Here is a 16,372-nt window from a genome sequence, read left to right as displayed (position 1 = left end):
GCGATGCTCGGATGGCTCGGCTCGGATTATGCGCGCACGCCCCTGAATATCGTGGTGGGGCCAAAGACTGCAAAGAAGCTGCATACGGCTTTTGGTATGGAGACCGTCTCGGATGCGCTGACGAATTTCCCGAAGCGCTACGTGGCGCAGGGTAAGAGCTTAGATGTGTCATTTTCCGACATTGGCGACACCATCACCACAGTCGTGGAGGTGCACAGCATTTCGCCAGCGCCCGCCTTCGCCGACCGACGCAAGCCACTGAAAATCTATGTCAGCGACGGCGTGCGCATTCTTCCGGCCGCGATTTTCGGTGCCGAATGGCTGCGCAATATGCTGCACCCCGGTGTGCGTCTACTCATTGTTGGCACGCTCAGCGAGTTCCGCAATGAGCTACAGCTGAAAAATGTTGATTGCATGGTGCTTAAAGCCGATGGTTCGGTAGGCGCAGCCACTGGCAAGCTGGCCACACTGACGAAGACAGCCAAGGGGATTGCGGAGATGCAGCGGCTGCTCACGCGCCCCTATCTGCCCATTTACCGTGGCCGTAAAGGAGTAGCGGGTATTCACCTGGCTCTGTACATGCAGCGCATCCTCGAATGGTTACCGCTGCAGCCAGACCCATTGCCCGCCACGCCGGAGGGACTTACCGATTTCGACTCCGCACTGCGTGGCGCACACTTTCCCTCCATCGCGGGCCCCGACATCGCGCTTGCCCGACTGAAGTACGACGAAGCGCTTGAGCTCCAGCTCGCCGTTGGTGCACGCAAGCGTACTCAAGCGAGTCTCACCGCTCCGGCCTGCATGGAAGTCGCCGGGGGACTTCGCGACGAGCTACGCCGGGGGTTGCCGTTTTCGCTTACCGACGGTCAGGTCGCGGTCGCAGCCGATATCGCGCAGGATATAGCGAGGTCTAACCCGATGAACCGCCTGCTAGCAGGTGAAGTCGGCTCGGGTAAGACCGTGGTGGCCCTACTGGGAATGCTGCAAGCAGTCGATTCCAGCAGGCAGTGCGCGATGCTGGCGCCGACGGAAGTCCTGGCCCAACAGCACTACCGATCGCTGACAGCGATGCTGGAGCAAGCCGGAGTAGCAGTGACTGTACGACTGTTGACGGGATCGATGTCGACGAAGGAGCGCCGGGCAACCCTGTTGGAGGCAGTCAACGGGGAGGCTGACATTGTCGTCGGCACGCATGCCCTGCTCAGTGAGGGCGTGGAGTTCTTCGATCTCGGGCTGGTGGTCGTCGATGAGCAGCACCGCTTTGGTGTGCGCCAGCGCGATCAGCTGCGAAGCAGGGGACGGGGTGGAATGACACCGCATCTGTTGGTGATGTCGGCAACCCCGATTCCGCGCACGGTAGCGATGACCATTTTTGGCGACCTCGCAGTTTCGCAGTTGACGGAATTGCCACGGGGACGTCAGGAAATCCAATCCTTTGTCGTACCGACGCTGGAGAAACCCCGCTGGGAGGCACGAACCTGGGAGCGCATTGGGGAAGAAGTGGCCAAGGGCAACCGCGCCTTCATTGTCTGTCCCCGCATTACCCGCGATGAGGAACAGTTCCTCGACGAGTCCGTGGAGGCGGTGTTCGACCGAGCGAGGAAAAAACTGCCCGGTGTACGTATCAGTCAGTTGCACGGCAATATGGCACCGGAGGACAAAGACCGCGTGATGCAGGCCTTTGCCACAGGACAGCTGGATGTGCTGGTGTCCACCACAGTTATCGAAGTCGGCGTGGATGTACCAGAGGCCACGATCATGATGATTCGCCGCGCCGAGAGCTACGGCATCTCGCAGATCCACCAGCTGCGCGGTCGTGTCGGCCGTGGTGACCGTGGTGGACTGTGCTTCCTGTGTACACACACGCATTCACAGACACCAGAGCGCACCCGGCTAGACCGCATTGCCGCCACCACCGACGGCATTCAACTGGCGGAGTTGGACCTGGCCACGCGTAGTTTCGGCGATCTGCTCGGCGATGACCAATCGGGACTGGCAACAGGCCTCGGCCTGGTGGACCTCACCACCGACGGCGAGATCATCGAGCGCACCCGACACGATGCCACGCCTCTCCTCGACAGTGATGAAAGGCTTGTGGGGGAGCTCATATCCGATATCGATGAAGAGCAGTCGAACTACCTGGACCGCTCCTAGTAAGACCAAAGTAGACTGTTGGGCATGGTAGATGTCTGTGCACCTTTTGCAGGAGTAGTCCGCTGGGAGGTCGCCGAGAAAGACTCGGTGACGACCGGTCAGGTCATTGCGGTCGTGGAGGCCGTCAAGCTAGAAGCGCCGGTTTTAGCGCCCTGCCCGGGCACGGTCGCGGAGGCGGCGGCAGATCAATTTGTGGATGTCGAAGGCGGTCAGCTGCTGGCACGAATCACGCCAGCAACTCACAGCGCCACGGCACAGCACAACGGCAACGAGAACACATCGCACGAAGGGAAGTAGATGACCCGCATTATTGCAGGTGAGGCACGCGGTCGTAGGCTAGTCGCGCCTAAGGGAGAGACCACTCGGCCAACTAGTGACCGCGCGAAGGAAGCCATCTTTTCTTCCTGGTCCACACGCTTTGGGCTAGAGGGAACTCGCGTTCTCGACCTGTTTGCTGGCTCGGGCGCGCTCGGTTTGGAAGCGGCTTCTCGCGGCGCGCGTTCCGTCGTGTTGGTGGAAAACGATCCGAACGCCATTGCCGCTATTGAAAAGAACATTCGCACCGTGGGGCATCCTGATGTGGCCGTGTCTCCGATGAAAGTGTCGTCGTACCTTGCGGGCGCGCCGGGCGAGCCTTTTGACCGCGTTATTGCGGATCCGCCCTATGAGCTGGCGGGGGAGGCCGTTACAGAGATGCTGGAGGCGCTGCGCAGTTTCCTCGCGCCGGGCGCGGTCGTGACTGTGGAGCGTCACCGCGATGACGAGGAGACGCAGTGGCCCGAGGGCTACGAACAGCTCCAGCAGAAGCTGAAGCGTCGCATTCACGGTTTGGCGCGCTTCGACACCGCTATCTACAACGCTTAACGTTCTTCTTTACGCTTTACGACGGCCAAAGGTGGTTTGACCTCTATGACTCACGCATGCTGCCCCGGTTCCTACGATCCCATGACCTCTGGTCACCTCGATGTGATTGAGCGTGCCGCGCGCCAATTCGATCAGGTGACCGTGCTGGTTACCCACAACCCGAATAAGCAGGGCATGTTCAACGTCGAAGAGCGCATGGACCTCATTCGGCAGTGCACGCAGCACTTGGACAATGTGCAGGTGGACTCCTGGTCGAAGCTGTTGGTTGACTACACCTCCGCGCAGGGTATCACCTGCCTGGTCAAGGGTCTGCGCTCGGCGGCGGACTACGAGTACGAGGCGCCCATGGCGCAGATGAATCGGCGCATGACGGGCATTGAGACTCTCTTTGTGGAAGCTGATCCGAAGTACGGTCATGTGTCGTCGACACTGATGAAGGAAGTTGTTCGCTACGGCGGTTCGGTGGAAGGGCTAGTTCCTGAGCCTGTCTTGCACGCCCTGCAGCGCCGACTGAAGTAGCATGTAAGTCATGTTTCGCGTCTTCGAATCTCTTGATGAACTGGTCCAGATCCTAGAAGAGGCACACGGCGTGCCACTGTCGGCCAATTGTATGGTTCCGCGTCAGCGTGTTCTCGAGTTGCTCGATGAGCTGAGGGATGCTTTCCCGGCTGAGCTCGATGACGCGCAGGACGTCTTGGACCAGCGGGATGAGATTATCAACGATGCTGAAGCCCGGGCGAACAACACCATTTCGACTGCGGATGAAGAAGCCCATCGCATTGTCGACGAGGCCGAGGCCCGCGCTAACCACACCGTCGAGGATGCCAATGCCCACGCAGCTGGCACCGTCGCGGCCGCTGAGGACGACGCCCGTCGCCTCCGCGAGGATGCTCAGCACGAGTACGACAGCATTGTGGATCGTGCTTCTGCCGAGTCCGATCGCCTGATTCACGCTGGTAACGAATCCTACGAGCGTTCCGTTGCGGAAGGCCGCGAAGAGCAGGCTCGCCTGGTCGCTGAGTCGACGGTCGTCCGCGAAGCCAACGACGAGGCGAATCGTCTGCTTTCCGACGCACACGCGGATTCCTCTCGCCTCCGTGAAGAGTGTGACCGCTACGTCGATTCCAAGCTCGCCGAGTTTGAACAGACTCTCCAAGAGACCCTGCGTAATGTCGGTCGCAATCGCTCTGTACTGCGTTCGGGAGCCGGTGCCGTCGGCGGTGGTGCAGGGGCACAGAGCGCGCCGTCTTCCTTCTCCGAGGGGCAGGAACGCCGCCGGTACGAGCGTTAGCGCATCTTCGGGGTAGACTGAGGTCTATCATGACTGACTCATCCCCATTTGTTCTGGACGTTTCGACATGTCTGCAGGGTGGCATGCCCGAGCAGTTCCGCAAGGTAGGCGATAGCCCTGTCCGCGTTGGTGTCGAGATGATTGGCATCGCCGCTGGCGAGGAGGTTGTCGTTGACGGCATTGTCACGAACCTCGGCAGCGGTGTCATGGTTGACGCGACTGTGACTGCCAAGGCCACTGGCGAGTGCGTGCGCTGCCTAGCCCCGCTGAATCCGGAGCTCAGCTTCCACATTTCGGCTGTCTTTTCCAACAACGAGGACTTCATCACAGGCGACGATGCCGAGGAAGAAGACCTTGAGGACGAAGTTGGCCAGATCGTCGACAATACGGTGGATATCACTCAAGCCGTCATCGATGAGGCGGGCTTGAATCTGCCCTTCAATCCGACCTGTCTGGATTTCGATTCCAGCTGTGCTGAATCGGATTCGGAAGTGCCGGAGCCAGACGGCATCTCGGGTGAAGAGGAGCGCATTGATCCGCGTTGGGCTGGCCTGGCGGAAAAGTTTGGCTCGCTCGGCGACGAGAAGTAATCGACGACGACTTAGACGAAGACTTTAAAGGAGATATAACGGATGAGCCGCAAGCGTCGGCTAACCGGTGAGGCGGCTAGAAAGGCGGCTTTCGAGGCCGTCGATCACGCCCCGCTGCTGGAAAAACTCGGTGTTGAGCTACCAGAGGAGTCCCTGAAGCTCGCTTTGACCCACCGCAGTTTCGCGAATGAAAATGGCATGCTGACCAATAACGAGCGGCTAGAGTTCCTGGGCGACGCCGTGCTGGGCATGTGCGTTGCTGAAGAACTCTACCGTCGCTTCCCGGACCGCGCTGAGCAGGATATTTCCAAGATGCGTGCAGGTGTCGTGAACATGTACGCGCTGGCTGACCTGGCCCGCAGTATCGGGCTGGGAGAGCACATTCTCCTCGGCCGCGGTGAGAAGGCCACCGGTGGCGCGGATAAGCACTCGATTCTCGCTGACACCACCGAGGCGCTGCTGGGTGCTATTTACCTGCAGCATGGCTTCGAGGTTGCCCGCGAGACCGTGCTTCGCCTGTTCAACCAGATGATTGACGATGCCCCGACTGAGTCCCGCGGCCGTGACTGGAAGACGCTGCTGCAGGAACGCCTGGCGGCCAAGCAACTACCGGCTGCTGAGTACACCGTGCGCACCACCGGCCCCGACCATGACCTAACTTTCTACGTCGACGTGCTGGTTGACGGCGTGGTTAAGGGCAGCGGTACCGGCGCCACGAAGAAGGAAGCTGAAATGCACGCCGCGCATCAGGCGCATACCGCACTGGCCTAATGCCCGAGCTTCCTGAAGTCGAGTCCGTACGCCGCGGTCTCGACACTTACGTCGTCGGTGGCCGCATCGACGATTCCTTCGTCTACAACGCTCGTGCCGTGCGGCGCCAACCCGGTGGCGCCGCGGAGTTTATCGGTCGTATGCGCGGGCGGACGGTTGTCGCTACGGATCGTCGTGGCAAGTTCATGTGGCTCACGCTTGACGACGACTCCGCAATCGCCATCCACCTGGGCATGAGCGGCCAATTGCGCGTGGAAGCTCCGTACACTCCCGATACGCTGCCTGGCCGTCACACCCGAGCCGCTTTCGACATCGCCCTGCCGGACGGCGCTCGGCACCTAATCAACTTCAACGATCAGCGCACCTTTGGTTGGGTCTGGGCCTGTGAAATGGTCGAATCCCATGGACGCGTGGTTCCGGAACCCGCAGCCAAGATCGCGCCCGATCTATTGGAGCCCACCGTCGATGTGGTTGCACTTGCACACCGCATGATGAAGTCGCGTTCACCGATCAAGGCCGTATTGCTCAACCAGAACATTGTGTCGGGTATCGGCAACATCTATGCCGACGAAATGCTTTGGGCGGCGAAGGTCGATGGTCGCGTGCCGGCGTGTGACCTTTCGGTCCGTCGTTTAGCGAAACTTTTGCGCGAGGGGCAATCGGTACTTCAGCGGGCGCTAGCGGCGGGTGGCACGAGCTTCGATGCGTTATATGTGCATGTCAACGGCGAAAGTGGCTATTTCGAGCGGAGCTTGAACGCCTATGGCCAAGCGGGGGAGCCGTGCTCGAGGTGTGGGCGCGCAATTGTCCGTCTGCCATTTGGGAATAGATCGAGTTATCTGTGTCCCACCTGTCAGCGCTAGAATTTCCTTATGAGCTTCATGGAACAAGCGACCGATTGGGTCAACGCCTGGAATGACAAGTACTGGCTGTTCATGATTCTGCTACTCAGCGGTGCAGGCCTGTACTTCTGCTGGCGGACCATTGTGGTGCAGCTCCGGTACATCCCGGAGATGTTCAAGGCAATTACCGAAAAGCCGTCTGACATCTCCGAGGGGGTCAAGGGCATCTCGGCCTTTAAGGCCTTCACAATCTCTGCTGCCTCGCGTGTCGGTACCGGTAACGTCGCAGGTGTGGCGGTGGCAATCACTACGGGTGGGCCAGGTGCCGTGTTTTGGATGTGGCTGCTCGCTGCGATTGGCGGTGCTACCAGCTTCGTGGAGTCGACGCTGGCGCAGCTGTACAAGGTGCGGGATAAGGACTCTTACCGAGGAGGGCCCGCGTACTACATCACCAAGGGGCTGGGAGAGAACTGGCGCTGGATGGCGTCGCTCTTCGTCATCGCTATCACGGTGACCTACGGTTTTGTGTTCAATGCGGTGCAGTCCAACTCAATCACGGCGGCTGTGGCGGAGTCGACTGGTCAGGGAACGCCGATCTTTAAGTTCGGTGTCGGCATTGTGCTGGCAATCTTGGCCGGCGTCATCATCTTCGGTGGTGTGCAGCGCATTTCGGCGGTGACGCAAATTGTCGTACCGATCATGGCCGTGGCCTACATCATCCTCGGTCTGATTGTGCTGGCTCTCAATATCACTGAAGTGCCGGGCATGATCAAGCTCATCTTCGAGCACGCCTTCGGTATCCGTGAGATCGCTGGTGCCGCTGTCGGTACCGCCATGATGCAGGGTATTCGCCGTGGTCTGTTCTCCAACGAGGCCGGTATGGGTTCCACACCAAATGCGGCGGCGACGGCGTCGGTGTCGCACCCGGTCAAACAGGGCCTCATCCAGACGATGGGCGTCTACTTCGACACCTGGGTCGTCTGTACTATCACCGCAGTTATCATCCTGTTGTCCGATCCGACCTTCGGCGGCGATGCGGAGGGCACCGCGTTAACTCAGGCTGCGCTGTCGGCGCAGGTGGGTACGTGGGCCATCCACGCGGTCACGGTTATCATCTTCTTCCTCGCGTTCTCCTCGCTGGTGGGTAACTACTACTACGCCGAGGCGAATATCCCGTTCCTGTCAAAGAGCAAGGCTGTCCTGAACACCGTGCGTGTCCTGGTCATCCTGTGCGTGATTGGCGGAGCTGTCGGTTCCGTGCCGCTCGTCTGGTCGCTTGCAGATACTTTCTCCGCACTCATGGCCACCATCAATATCATCGCCATTCTGCCGCTGGGCGGCGTAGCTGTCGCCCTACTAAAGAATTACTCCGAGCAGAAGTCCAAGGGGCTTAATCCGGTATTCCACCGCGATGATCTGCCTAACGTCCGCGGCCACGACAAGATTGAGTGCTGGGACGGTTCCGACCCGATGACAGTGCGTGAGTCCGATGTTGCTTAACGACGTCCGCCTCACCGCGTGGGTACACGGTCGTGTTCAAGGTGTTGGTTTTCGCTGGTACACCCGCGCGACGGCTCTGGAGTTGGGGTTGGTTGGTTACGCCCAGAACTACCCGGATGGTCGGGTGTTAGTTGTTGCTGAAGGGCCACGGGCAGACTGTGAGAGTTTGCTCGCTTGGCTTGAGGGGCCGAATACTCCGGGCGATGTGACGGCAGTGGTGCCGTTATGGCAGGAACCGAAGGGTGCATTGAGCACGTTTGACCGTCGTTAAGCGGGTGCCAACTGCCTTCCTCCCCCCCCCCATGTCGGTGTAGGAATCCGAAAAATTCGAATACGTTCTATCCCTCGCTCTATGTCATTGTTTTTGCGCAGTTGGCGGGGGATTTTTCGTGTCTTGAGGTAGTCGATTGGTGCGTTGTAGAGGTCTCAGAGCGCTAAAAACCTACGCAACCGGGAAAAAGAATACGTAAATACGAAAGGCGAGTGGATTAAGTTAATAACTACCTACTGACAGGCAGGGGAGGCACATATGACGCCTGAAGAAGTAATTGCACAGTCTGGAAACTCAGCGTGGATGCTGATTTCGGCTTCGTTGGTTTTGCTGATGACACCGGCGCTCGCGCTGTTCTATGGCGGCATGTCGCGACAGAAGTCGGTGCTCAACATGATGATGATGAGCTTTGGTGCTGTCGGCGTTGTCGGTGCCATTTACGTGCTGTGGGGCTGGTCGATGTCCTACGGATCGCAGTCGATCGGTGGTGTTTTTGCCAACCCATTCGAGTTCTTCGGTCTGCGTAACTCAATCACGGATGGCGACGGCAACTACATTGCGAGTGCGAACGGTTACCCAAACATCATCGACATTGGGTTCCAGCTCACGTTCTGCTCGATTTCTGTAGCGCTGATCTCTGGGGCGCTGGCCGAACGCGTGAAGTTCTCCACCTGGTTGATTTTCGTCGGCTTCTGGACGACGCTGGTGTACTTCCCAATGGCCTTCATGGTCTGGGGCGGTGGCCTGCTGAGCCACTCGGCAGAGGGGCTGTCGGCAAAGCTGTTCGGTACCGCTGACGGTGAAGCATTGATCGCTCCAATTGACTTCGCTGGCGGTACGGTTGTGCACATTGCTGCTGGTACTGCCGCTTTGGTGCTGGCGATTATCGTCGGTAAGCGCAAGTCCATCGATGGCAGCCAGCATCGCCCGCACAATCTGCCACTCGTCATGCTGGGTGCTGCACTGCTGTGGTTCGGCTGGTTCGGCTTCAACGGCGGTTCGGCATTTGCGGCCGACGGTGTCGCTGGTCTGGCATGGCTGAATACGACGGTGGCAGCGTGCGTGGGGATGCTCGGCTGGATTTCACTCGAGCGTATTCGTGATGGGCATCCCACCTCGCTGGGCGCCGCTTCGGGTGTCATCGCAGGGCTTGTGACTATTACTCCGGCCGCAGGAGATATGAACCCAGTGACCTCAATCATTCTGGGCTATATCGGCGGTGCGCTGGGTTGCTGGGGAGTGGGCTTGAAGTACAAATTCAACTTCGATGACACCCTGGATGTGGTTGGTCTGCATCTGGTTGCAGCTATGTGGGGAACGATTGGTGTTGGCCTGCTGGCCAACGATCGCGGACTGCTTACCGGCGGTGGCATCGACGGCCTGAAGTTGTTTGCCATCCAGGTCATTATTGCTGTCGTCGCAGCGGTGTTCTCAGGCGTGCTGACGTACATCATTGCCCGAGTCCTGAAGGCAACCGTCGGTTGGCGTATCCACGGCGAGCAGGAGCATTCTGGTATCGACGTCGCTCAGCACGGTGAGTCGGCCTACGCGTCAACTAAGCAGGCAGTGGTGTAAACAACGCTGTGTAAACAATCTTGTGTAACAGGGTGCGTGCTTGGGGTAATTCAGCTCCAAACCGTAACTACGGGTAAGATATTGCCCCATGTATTTGAAATCGCTGACTCTGAAGGGCTTTAAATCCTTCGCTTCGGCGACGACGATGAAATTCGAGCCCGGCATCTGCGCAGTTGTCGGCCCGAATGGATCTGGTAAGTCGAATGTCGTCGATGCCCTCGCGTGGGTTATGGGTGAGCATTCCGCCAAGACCCTCCGTGGCGGCAAAATGGAAGATGTCATCTTCGCGGGAACCTCCGGGCGAAAGCCTTTGGGGCGCGCGGAGGTCACTCTTACCATCGACAATTCCGATGGGGCACTTCCCATTCAATATAAGGAAGTCTCTGTCACGCGTCGCATGTACCGCGACGGCGCAAGTGAGTACGAAATCAACGGTTCTCGCGTCCGCCTCATGGATGTCCAAGAGCTCCTCAGCGACACCGGCATTGGCCGCGAGATGCACATCATCGTCGGCCAGGGTCGGCTTTCGCAGATTCTGGAATCGCGGCCAGAGGAGCGTCGTGCGTTTATCGAAGAAGCCGCAGGCGTGCTCAAACACCGCCGTCGCAAGGAAAAGGCGCAGCGCAAGCTGCAGTCGATGCAGGCCAATCTCGACCGTCTGCAGGATCTGACAGGTGAGCTTTCCCGTCAGCTCAAACCGCTGAAGCGTCAGGCTGAGGCCGCCTCTCGCGCCCAGACTGTGCAGGCAGACCTGCGCGACGCCAAGTTGCGTTTGGCTGCCGCGGACTTCGTGGATTTGCAGGACAGCCTCAATGACATTGCTGGTCAAGCCAAGCTCATTGAGGAAAAGGTGGAGGCCGCCACGGAGCGAGCCGAGATTGCCGCTGAGCGCACTGCAGAACTCGAAGCCGAACTGGAGGACATCACTCCAGCTGCCGATGCTGCCCGAGATTTGTGGTTTCGTCTCTCCGCACTCGGTGAGCGTATCCAAGCGACGGCCCGCATCGCCGCCGATCGCGCGGCCGACCACTCCGTCGCTCCGTGGGTAGGCCCAGACCCGGACTTCCTGGAGCAGAGGGCCGACGACGCCGCCACCGAAGAAGCCACGCTCGCTGAGGCTGAGGCAGAGGCCCGCGAAAAACTGGAGGAAATCCGCGAAACGCTCTTCGACGCCGAGGAGACTTTCCGTGAAGCCGAAGCGGAGCACCTCGCGGCCGTTCGCGCAATCGCCGACCGTCGCGAAGGCGTGGTTCGTCTCATTTCCGCAGAAGAATCTCTGCGCACCCGCTTGGAAGCCGCCGAAGCCGAAGCTGCACGCCTTGCCGAGCAAACCAATGAGGCCGACGAACGCCGTGCCGATGCCACCGAAGCCGTGGAAAACGCCGCGCAGGAACTAGCCGAGGCCGAATTCGAAGGTCCCGAGCTGCAGAGTGCTTATGAACAGGCCAACCGAGAAGCAGAGCTGGCCTCTACACGGTTGAAAGAACTCCGCGCTGACGAGCGCGACCTCGAACGCAGTGTCTCAGGTCTGTCCGCCCGCATCGAAGCTCTGGAGACCGCCCGCACCGCCGCTGCCAACGACGGCACCGCGTGGCTACGTGAAAAACACGAACTCGGCGTTCTCTCTGAAGTCATCGATGTCGACGCTGGCTGGGAAAAAGCGCTCACTGCCGCCCTCGGCGCGGCCGCCGAAGCACTGGTCAGCGAGGGCAGTGGAGATTCGCTTATCGACGAGCTTGTGGCCACGGGCAAGGGCAGTGCCGTTGTTATCAATTCTGCGGATGCATCCGACTCTTGGCGCTTGGACATCACTCTGCCCGCACAGGCATCCTGGCTGCTCGATCATGTGACAGTGCCCGCGGAGCTTTCGGGTTCGTTGACCTCTCTGCTCGTTGACGTCGTGGCCTGCGACGACGAGCACGTCGCCCGTGAGCTGGTGACCCAGGATACTCGACTGCGCGTTGTTGACCGCGATGGTGTGCTGCGTGGCTCTGGTTGGGTAGCTGGCGGTGCTGGTGGCACTGCATCAGGTGTGGAAATCGCCGCCGACATTGCTAAGACTCGCGAAGAACTAGCAGAAGCACAGGTGCGTTTGAGTGACCTCGGTGGTGTGCTCTCCGGTGCACAGGCCGAAGAAGAGGACCGCCGCACGGACGCGGCGGCCGCCCGTGCTGCGCTGCGTGAACACCAGAGTCGTATGAAGGTCCTCACGGATGCCCGAACTCGGGCCACAGCGCAGCTGTCCGGCGTGGTGCATGATGCCGAACGCGCTGAGCAGCGCGGAGCCGAAGCCGCGGACCGAGTAACGAAGCTCCAGAAGGAGTTGGCGGAGGTCGCAGACCGCTTAGCTCGCGTTGACCGTGACCCCGAGGAGGGGGAACCGTCGACAAGCGAACGTGACCGTGCCTCGGAGGCGCTGACGGCTGTGCGCGCCATGGAAACAGAGGCGCGTCTGTCGCTGCGTACGGCAGAGGAGCGACTGTCGAGTGTACGAGGCAAGGCCGAGCGGCTCCGTCGCCAGGCTGCATCGGAGCGCGTAGCGAAGGCCCGCCATGAGCAGGCGCAGATGGCGAAGGTTGCCCAGCGCGAATTGGCAGAAGTTGTCGCGGAGCTGGCTGAGGATTTGCATGCGAAGGTCAACGTGTCGTTGGCGCGGGCAGAGGCCGATCGCGACGATGCCGAGGCGCAGAAGAAGACAGTGTCGCAGGCACTATCAGCGGCCCGGACGGAGGCAAATGCGGCGCAACGTGAGCTGGCACAGCTAACGGATTCCGCGCACCAGGGCGACATCGCCCGTGCGCAGGCGCAGGTCCGCGTGACCGAGGCCGCAGAGCGCATCGTCGACCAGTTGGGGCTGTCTGTCGATGACCTGCTCGCGGACTTTGCTCCTGATGAGAACTTCGACCGCGCAGCCGTGACGAAGCAGCTCAAACAGGCGGAGAAGGATCTGCGTGTGCTCGGCCGCGTCAACCCGTTGGCGCTGGAGGAGTATAAGGCGATGGAGGAGCGCTACTCTTTCCTATCCACGCAGCTCGATGATGTCCTCAAGGCCCGCCAGGACCTCACCGATGTTGTCGAGGAAGTCGATGCCACGATCCTGCAGCTCTTCACAGACGCGTGGAACGATGTCGAGGCAGAATTCCCCGCAGTCTTTCAAACGCTTTTCCCGGGCGGCGACGGACGACTGGTTCTCACCGAGCCGGACAACCTGCTCACGACAGGTATCGAGGTTGAAGCCCGCCCGCCGGGCAAAAAGGTTAAGCGGCTGTCGTTGCTCTCCGGCGGCGAGAAGTCGCTGACGGCGCTGGCAATGCTCGTCGCTATTTTCCGCGCGCGCCCGAGTCCCTTTTACGTACTCGACGAGGTGGAAGCCGCGCTTGACGACGTTAACCTGCGTCGCCTTATTGCGCTGCTCGAGGAACTCCGCGCGACCAGTCAGCTGATTGTCATTACGCACCAGAAGCCAACAATGGACGTTGCGAATGTGCTCTACGGCGTGACCATGCGGGGCGATGGTGTGACTCGAGTAATCTCGCAGCGAATGTCACCGGCATCCGCAACTCCGTCGACAGGAGCGGAGTAAGCGCGGAGTAAGTGAGGAAGAGTCGTTGATACTGCATAATGAGAGTTATGACTCCAACTCAGTGGATACTCCTTGTCGTCGCGATTGTCGTTATTATCGCGCTGCTCTTTGTTGTGGGCTATGTCCGCAGGAAGAACCAGCGCATTTCCTTTGCGAAGGAAGATACTAAGGAACTCACCCAGCAGGAGAAGTCTGGAAATTACCAGGCCACTAGTGGTTTTAACTTCGCTCCGGCCGGTGGTGGGACTGATACCCGCGAGAAGCAGCCGGTTGAAAAACCGATGCCGAAACCGGCGGAAAAGCCGATTGAAAAGCAGGCCCCGGAGCCAGAGGAAAAGCAGGCTGATATACCTGCCGATCAGCCGGACGGTTCACTGCTGAAACCAGAAGGTCGACTGGTTATTCCGGATAACCCCACCGAAATGGAGGGGGATTATGACCGCGTAATGCGGGAAATCCCAATCGATTTGCCAACGGCCGGGGAAGAGGAATCAGAGCCCGAGCCGGAACCACAACCAGAGCCCGAAGCAGAGCCTGAGGTAGAGGTAGTTCCTGCTCCTGAACCGGAGCTGGAGCCGGAGCCGACTCCCGAACCAGAACCGACGCCAGAGCCGGAGCCGGAAGCTGCGCCGGAGCCGACGCCAGAGCCAGAAGCAGAACAGCAGATTGACTCCATCGACCCGGCTGAGGGACGTCTGGGCCGCCTGCGCGGTCGTCTGTCACGGTCGCAGAATGCAATTGGCCAGTCTGTGCTCGGCATCTTGGGCGCGGGTGACCTTGATGAGGACGCGTGGGAAGAGGTTGAAGACATCCTGGTTATGGCTGACCTCGGTGCGGCTGCGACGCAGCGTGTCGTCGATAAGCTGCGCGAGCGTATTGCCAGTCAGAAGGTGAGCACGGAAGAGCAAGTGCGCGCCCTGCTGCGTGAGGTGTTGATTGAGGAGTGCAAGCCTGAGATGGACCGCTCCATCCGCGCACTTCCGCACGAGGGCAAGCCCGCAGTGATTCTGGTAGTCGGTGTCAACGGCACAGGTAAGACCACGACGACGGGCAAGCTGGCTCGTGTACTGGTCGCCGGTGGCCACCGTGTTGTTCTCGGCGCAGCGGATACCTTCCGTGCTGCTGCAGCCGACCAGCTAGAAACCTGGGGGCGACGCGTTGGCGCGGAGACCGTTCGCGGCGCTGAAGGCGCCGATCCTGCTTCTATTGCATTTGAGGCAGTTGCTCACGGTATCGAGTCCGGCGCTGATGTGGTGCTCATCGACACCGCCGGCCGCCTGCACACCAAGGTCGGTCTGATGGACCAACTGGACAAGATTAAGCGCGTGGTGGAGAAGAAGGCTCAGGTTGACGAAGTCATCCTGGTTTTGGACGCGACGGTTGGCCAAAATGGTCTACTGCAAGCTCGTACGTTCCGGGATGTAGTAGACATCACCGGCGTTGCCCTGACCAAGCTGGACGGTACCGCGAAGGGCGGCATTGTATTCCAGGTGCAAAACGAGCTCGGTGTGCCGGTGAAGTTGGTTGGCCTTGGTGAAGGTGCTGACCACCTGGCGCCGTTTGAGCCGGAGAGCTTCGTAGACGCACTGCTCGGCGGCCGCAAATAGTAACTAACATCGATGAGTGAATTTTCCATCGATTGGTGAGTACAGCGTCGCCCGTTGCCCCCGGCAAAAATAAAGGCCTCGGAGCCACCGCGTAGATTTCTGTAGAGGATACGCGGGGCTCCGGGGCCTTTAGTGTTGAGGTGCTAGGAATCTAGCGGAGAGTTGTGCTAGGAATCCTTTGAATTCTTGCGTGCGAGGCGGGTAGCTGCCACGCCACCGACCAGGAGTGCAAGAGCGGCACCGCCGAGGGCAGTCGCCTGAACACCAGTGACTGCTAGACCAGTGTTCTTGGTCCCGGTTTTCTTACCGTAATTCTTAGGGTTGTCGGGCTTGTCGCCTGGATTTTCCTCCCCAGGATTCTCGTCCTCCCCGGGCTGTTCGTCACCTGGGTTTTCATCGTCGCCCGGAGTGTCATCGCCTGGGTTCTCATCGTCGCCCGGAGTTTCGTCATCGGAGGTCGGACAGTAGCCGTAGACTCCGGTTGCCGGGTCGATCTTGCTCATATCACGCGGGGAACCGTCGGGGCACGTTGCGGTGTCATCGACTCCCGGCGGAATTCCGTCATTCTCTGGGGCATCTTCATCGGGCTCCGGAGTTGGGCCGGAATCATCTGAAGTGCCACAAGCGCCGTAAGCTCCGGTTGCCGGGTCAATCTTGCTCATGTCACGCGGGGAACCGTCGGGACAGGTCTGGGTGTCCTCAACGCCCGGTGGGATACCATCGTTAGATGAACCTCCTGGATCCGGGTTTGCAGCGTCATCTACACACTGGAAAGTACCGTCAACATTTTCAAAATGTTGACCGGCGGGGCATTCCGACGGGGCGGGGTCAGGAATCTGTGCGGTGGCAGCGCCAACGCCGATGAGCATGCCGGCTGAAGCGGCAGCGGCCACCATGGTCGAAGAGAGCTTCTTCATTTGGAAACCTCACAATGTCTATAGGAAAGCCCTGCAATCAAAGGACTTAAGGGGGAACACTGTTCACACTTTTGATTCTAATAACTAATTACAGTCTTTGGTGGTATGGGTTTGGGGAGGGGGTAAAGAGAAATTGTTGACTTGTCCAAACCCCAGCAAGGGGAAGTAGGAACTTATATTTACAACGCTGAGTGTGTACACCCGTTGTGGTTGGAGCATCTTTAGAACTCGCCACTGTTTACTCAGCAGGAGATTTTCCTGTCTTCGCTAGCGAAGCGTGGTACCTGATCGTGTCGGGTGGTGAAAGGCGGATGGGGCGTAGAGGTTCGGTAAAAAATCGGTGCCTGTGGGGTTTATGCTTCGAGCTATGGGAGTTATGACTTTTCGGAGGTATGGCGCACAAAAAT

General features: G+C 59.5%; 14 protein-coding genes. 13 read left to right on the top strand and 1 reads right to left on the bottom strand.

Annotation, left to right across the window (positions count from 1 at the left end; genetic code table 11):
- Nucleotides 1–3 precede the first annotated feature (3 nt).
- The 13 genes from QKE19_RS00665 to ftsY all read left to right on the top strand — a co-directional run bounded on the left by QKE19_RS00665 (nucleotide 4) and on the right by ftsY (nucleotide 15,048).
- On the top strand, nucleotides 4–2,154 hold the full coding sequence (locus QKE19_RS00665; protein ID WP_347890119.1) for an ATP-dependent DNA helicase RecG: 2,151 nt from the start codon (nucleotides 4–6) through the stop codon (nucleotides 2,152–2,154).
- 24 nt (nucleotides 2,155–2,178) lie between these two features.
- Entirely contained in the window at nucleotides 2,179–2,451 is a 273-nt protein-coding gene (locus tag QKE19_RS00660; RefSeq protein ID WP_224433157.1) for an acetyl-CoA carboxylase biotin carboxyl carrier protein subunit, read from the top strand.
- A complete protein-coding gene (gene rsmD, locus QKE19_RS00655; protein ID WP_048735471.1) occupies nucleotides 2,452–3,018 on the top strand; it encodes a 16S rRNA (guanine(966)-N(2))-methyltransferase RsmD in 567 nt (188 codons plus the stop codon).
- A gap of 45 nt (nucleotides 3,019–3,063) precedes the next feature.
- Entirely contained in the window at nucleotides 3,064–3,537 is a 474-nt protein-coding gene (coaD, locus tag QKE19_RS00650; RefSeq protein ID WP_016422540.1) for a pantetheine-phosphate adenylyltransferase, read from the top strand.
- Nucleotides 3,538–3,547: 10 nt separating this feature from the next.
- Nucleotides 3,548–4,309 carry a DivIVA domain-containing protein gene (locus tag QKE19_RS00645; RefSeq protein WP_049171555.1) on the top strand — a complete coding sequence of 254 codons (762 nt, stop codon included), beginning with the start codon at nucleotides 3,548–3,550 and terminating at the stop codon, nucleotides 4,307–4,309.
- A 29-nt stretch (nucleotides 4,310–4,338) separates the two neighbouring features.
- The gene (locus QKE19_RS00640) at nucleotides 4,339–4,899 is read left to right on the top strand and encodes a YceD family protein (protein WP_048735478.1); all 561 of its coding nucleotides are present in this window, start codon (nucleotides 4,339–4,341) and stop codon (nucleotides 4,897–4,899) included.
- A gap of 42 nt (nucleotides 4,900–4,941) precedes the next feature.
- Entirely contained in the window at nucleotides 4,942–5,670 is a 729-nt protein-coding gene (gene rnc, locus QKE19_RS00635; protein WP_038628630.1) for a ribonuclease III, read from the top strand.
- A complete protein-coding gene (gene mutM, locus QKE19_RS00630) occupies nucleotides 5,670–6,533 on the top strand; it encodes a bifunctional DNA-formamidopyrimidine glycosylase/DNA-(apurinic or apyrimidinic site) lyase (RefSeq protein WP_347890114.1) in 864 nt (287 codons plus the stop codon). Before rnc ends, mutM begins: the two co-directional genes overlap by 1 nt.
- An 18-nt stretch (nucleotides 6,534–6,551) precedes the next feature.
- Nucleotides 6,552–8,012, top strand: coding sequence for an alanine/glycine:cation symporter family protein (locus QKE19_RS00625; RefSeq protein ID WP_347890177.1), 1,461 nt, complete (start codon nucleotides 6,552–6,554; stop codon nucleotides 8,010–8,012).
- Entirely contained in the window at nucleotides 8,002–8,283 is a 282-nt protein-coding gene (locus QKE19_RS00620; RefSeq protein ID WP_049171546.1) for an acylphosphatase, read from the top strand. Before QKE19_RS00625 ends, QKE19_RS00620 begins: the two co-directional genes overlap by 11 nt.
- Before the next feature lie 258 nt (nucleotides 8,284–8,541).
- Complete coding sequence (locus tag QKE19_RS00615) at nucleotides 8,542–9,858, top strand: ammonium transporter (RefSeq protein WP_347890112.1); 1,317 nt, start codon at nucleotides 8,542–8,544, stop codon at nucleotides 9,856–9,858.
- Nucleotides 9,859–9,946: 88 nt separating this feature from the next.
- Complete coding sequence (smc, locus tag QKE19_RS00610; RefSeq protein WP_187405518.1) at nucleotides 9,947–13,441, top strand: chromosome segregation protein SMC; 3,495 nt, start codon at nucleotides 9,947–9,949, stop codon at nucleotides 13,439–13,441.
- Nucleotides 13,442–13,488: 47 nt separating this feature from the next.
- Entirely contained in the window at nucleotides 13,489–15,048 is a 1,560-nt protein-coding gene (gene ftsY / locus QKE19_RS00605; protein ID WP_049171536.1) for a signal recognition particle-docking protein FtsY, read from the top strand.
- A 167-nt stretch (nucleotides 15,049–15,215) separates the two neighbouring features.
- On the opposite strand, the gene QKE19_RS00600 is transcribed toward ftsY, so the two are convergent.
- Entirely contained in the window at nucleotides 15,216–15,965 is a 750-nt protein-coding gene (locus tag QKE19_RS00600; RefSeq protein ID WP_070767140.1) for an intestinal mucin, read from the bottom strand.
- Nucleotides 15,966–16,372: the final 407 nt, after the last annotated feature.

The organism is Corynebacterium sp. c8Ua_99 (assembly GCF_039907185.1).
In the GTDB taxonomy this organism is placed as follows: domain Bacteria; phylum Actinomycetota; class Actinomycetes; order Mycobacteriales; family Mycobacteriaceae; genus Corynebacterium; species Corynebacterium jeikeium_D.
This window is presented reverse-complemented; position numbering and strand designations above follow the sequence as displayed.

Excerpts from the sequence above, each read along its gene's own strand:
- QKE19_RS00665 (WP_347890119.1), top strand. The coding sequence starts at position 4 with ATGCTCGGATGGCTCGGCTCGGATTATGCGCGCACGCCCCTGAATATC.
- QKE19_RS00660 (WP_224433157.1), top strand. The coding sequence starts at position 2,179 with ATGGTAGATGTCTGTGCACCTTTTGCAGGAGTAGTCCGCTGGGAGGTC.
- rsmD (WP_048735471.1), top strand. The coding sequence starts at position 2,452 with ATGACCCGCATTATTGCAGGTGAGGCACGCGGTCGTAGGCTAGTCGCG.
- coaD (WP_016422540.1), top strand. The coding sequence starts at position 3,064 with ATGACTCACGCATGCTGCCCCGGTTCCTACGATCCCATGACCTCTGGT.
- QKE19_RS00645 (WP_049171555.1), top strand. The coding sequence starts at position 3,548 with ATGTTTCGCGTCTTCGAATCTCTTGATGAACTGGTCCAGATCCTAGAA.
- QKE19_RS00640 (WP_048735478.1), top strand. The coding sequence starts at position 4,339 with ATGACTGACTCATCCCCATTTGTTCTGGACGTTTCGACATGTCTGCAG.
- rnc (WP_038628630.1), top strand. The coding sequence starts at position 4,942 with ATGAGCCGCAAGCGTCGGCTAACCGGTGAGGCGGCTAGAAAGGCGGCT.
- mutM (WP_347890114.1), top strand. The coding sequence starts at position 5,670 with ATGCCCGAGCTTCCTGAAGTCGAGTCCGTACGCCGCGGTCTCGACACT.
- QKE19_RS00625 (WP_347890177.1), top strand. The coding sequence starts at position 6,552 with ATGGAACAAGCGACCGATTGGGTCAACGCCTGGAATGACAAGTACTGG.
- QKE19_RS00620 (WP_049171546.1), top strand. The coding sequence starts at position 8,002 with ATGTTGCTTAACGACGTCCGCCTCACCGCGTGGGTACACGGTCGTGTT.
- QKE19_RS00615 (WP_347890112.1), top strand. The coding sequence starts at position 8,542 with ATGACGCCTGAAGAAGTAATTGCACAGTCTGGAAACTCAGCGTGGATG.
- smc (WP_187405518.1), top strand. The coding sequence starts at position 9,947 with ATGTATTTGAAATCGCTGACTCTGAAGGGCTTTAAATCCTTCGCTTCG.
- ftsY (WP_049171536.1), top strand. The coding sequence starts at position 13,489 with ATGACTCCAACTCAGTGGATACTCCTTGTCGTCGCGATTGTCGTTATT.
- QKE19_RS00600 (WP_070767140.1), bottom strand. The coding sequence starts at position 15,965 with ATGAAGAAGCTCTCTTCGACCATGGTGGCCGCTGCCGCTTCAGCCGGC.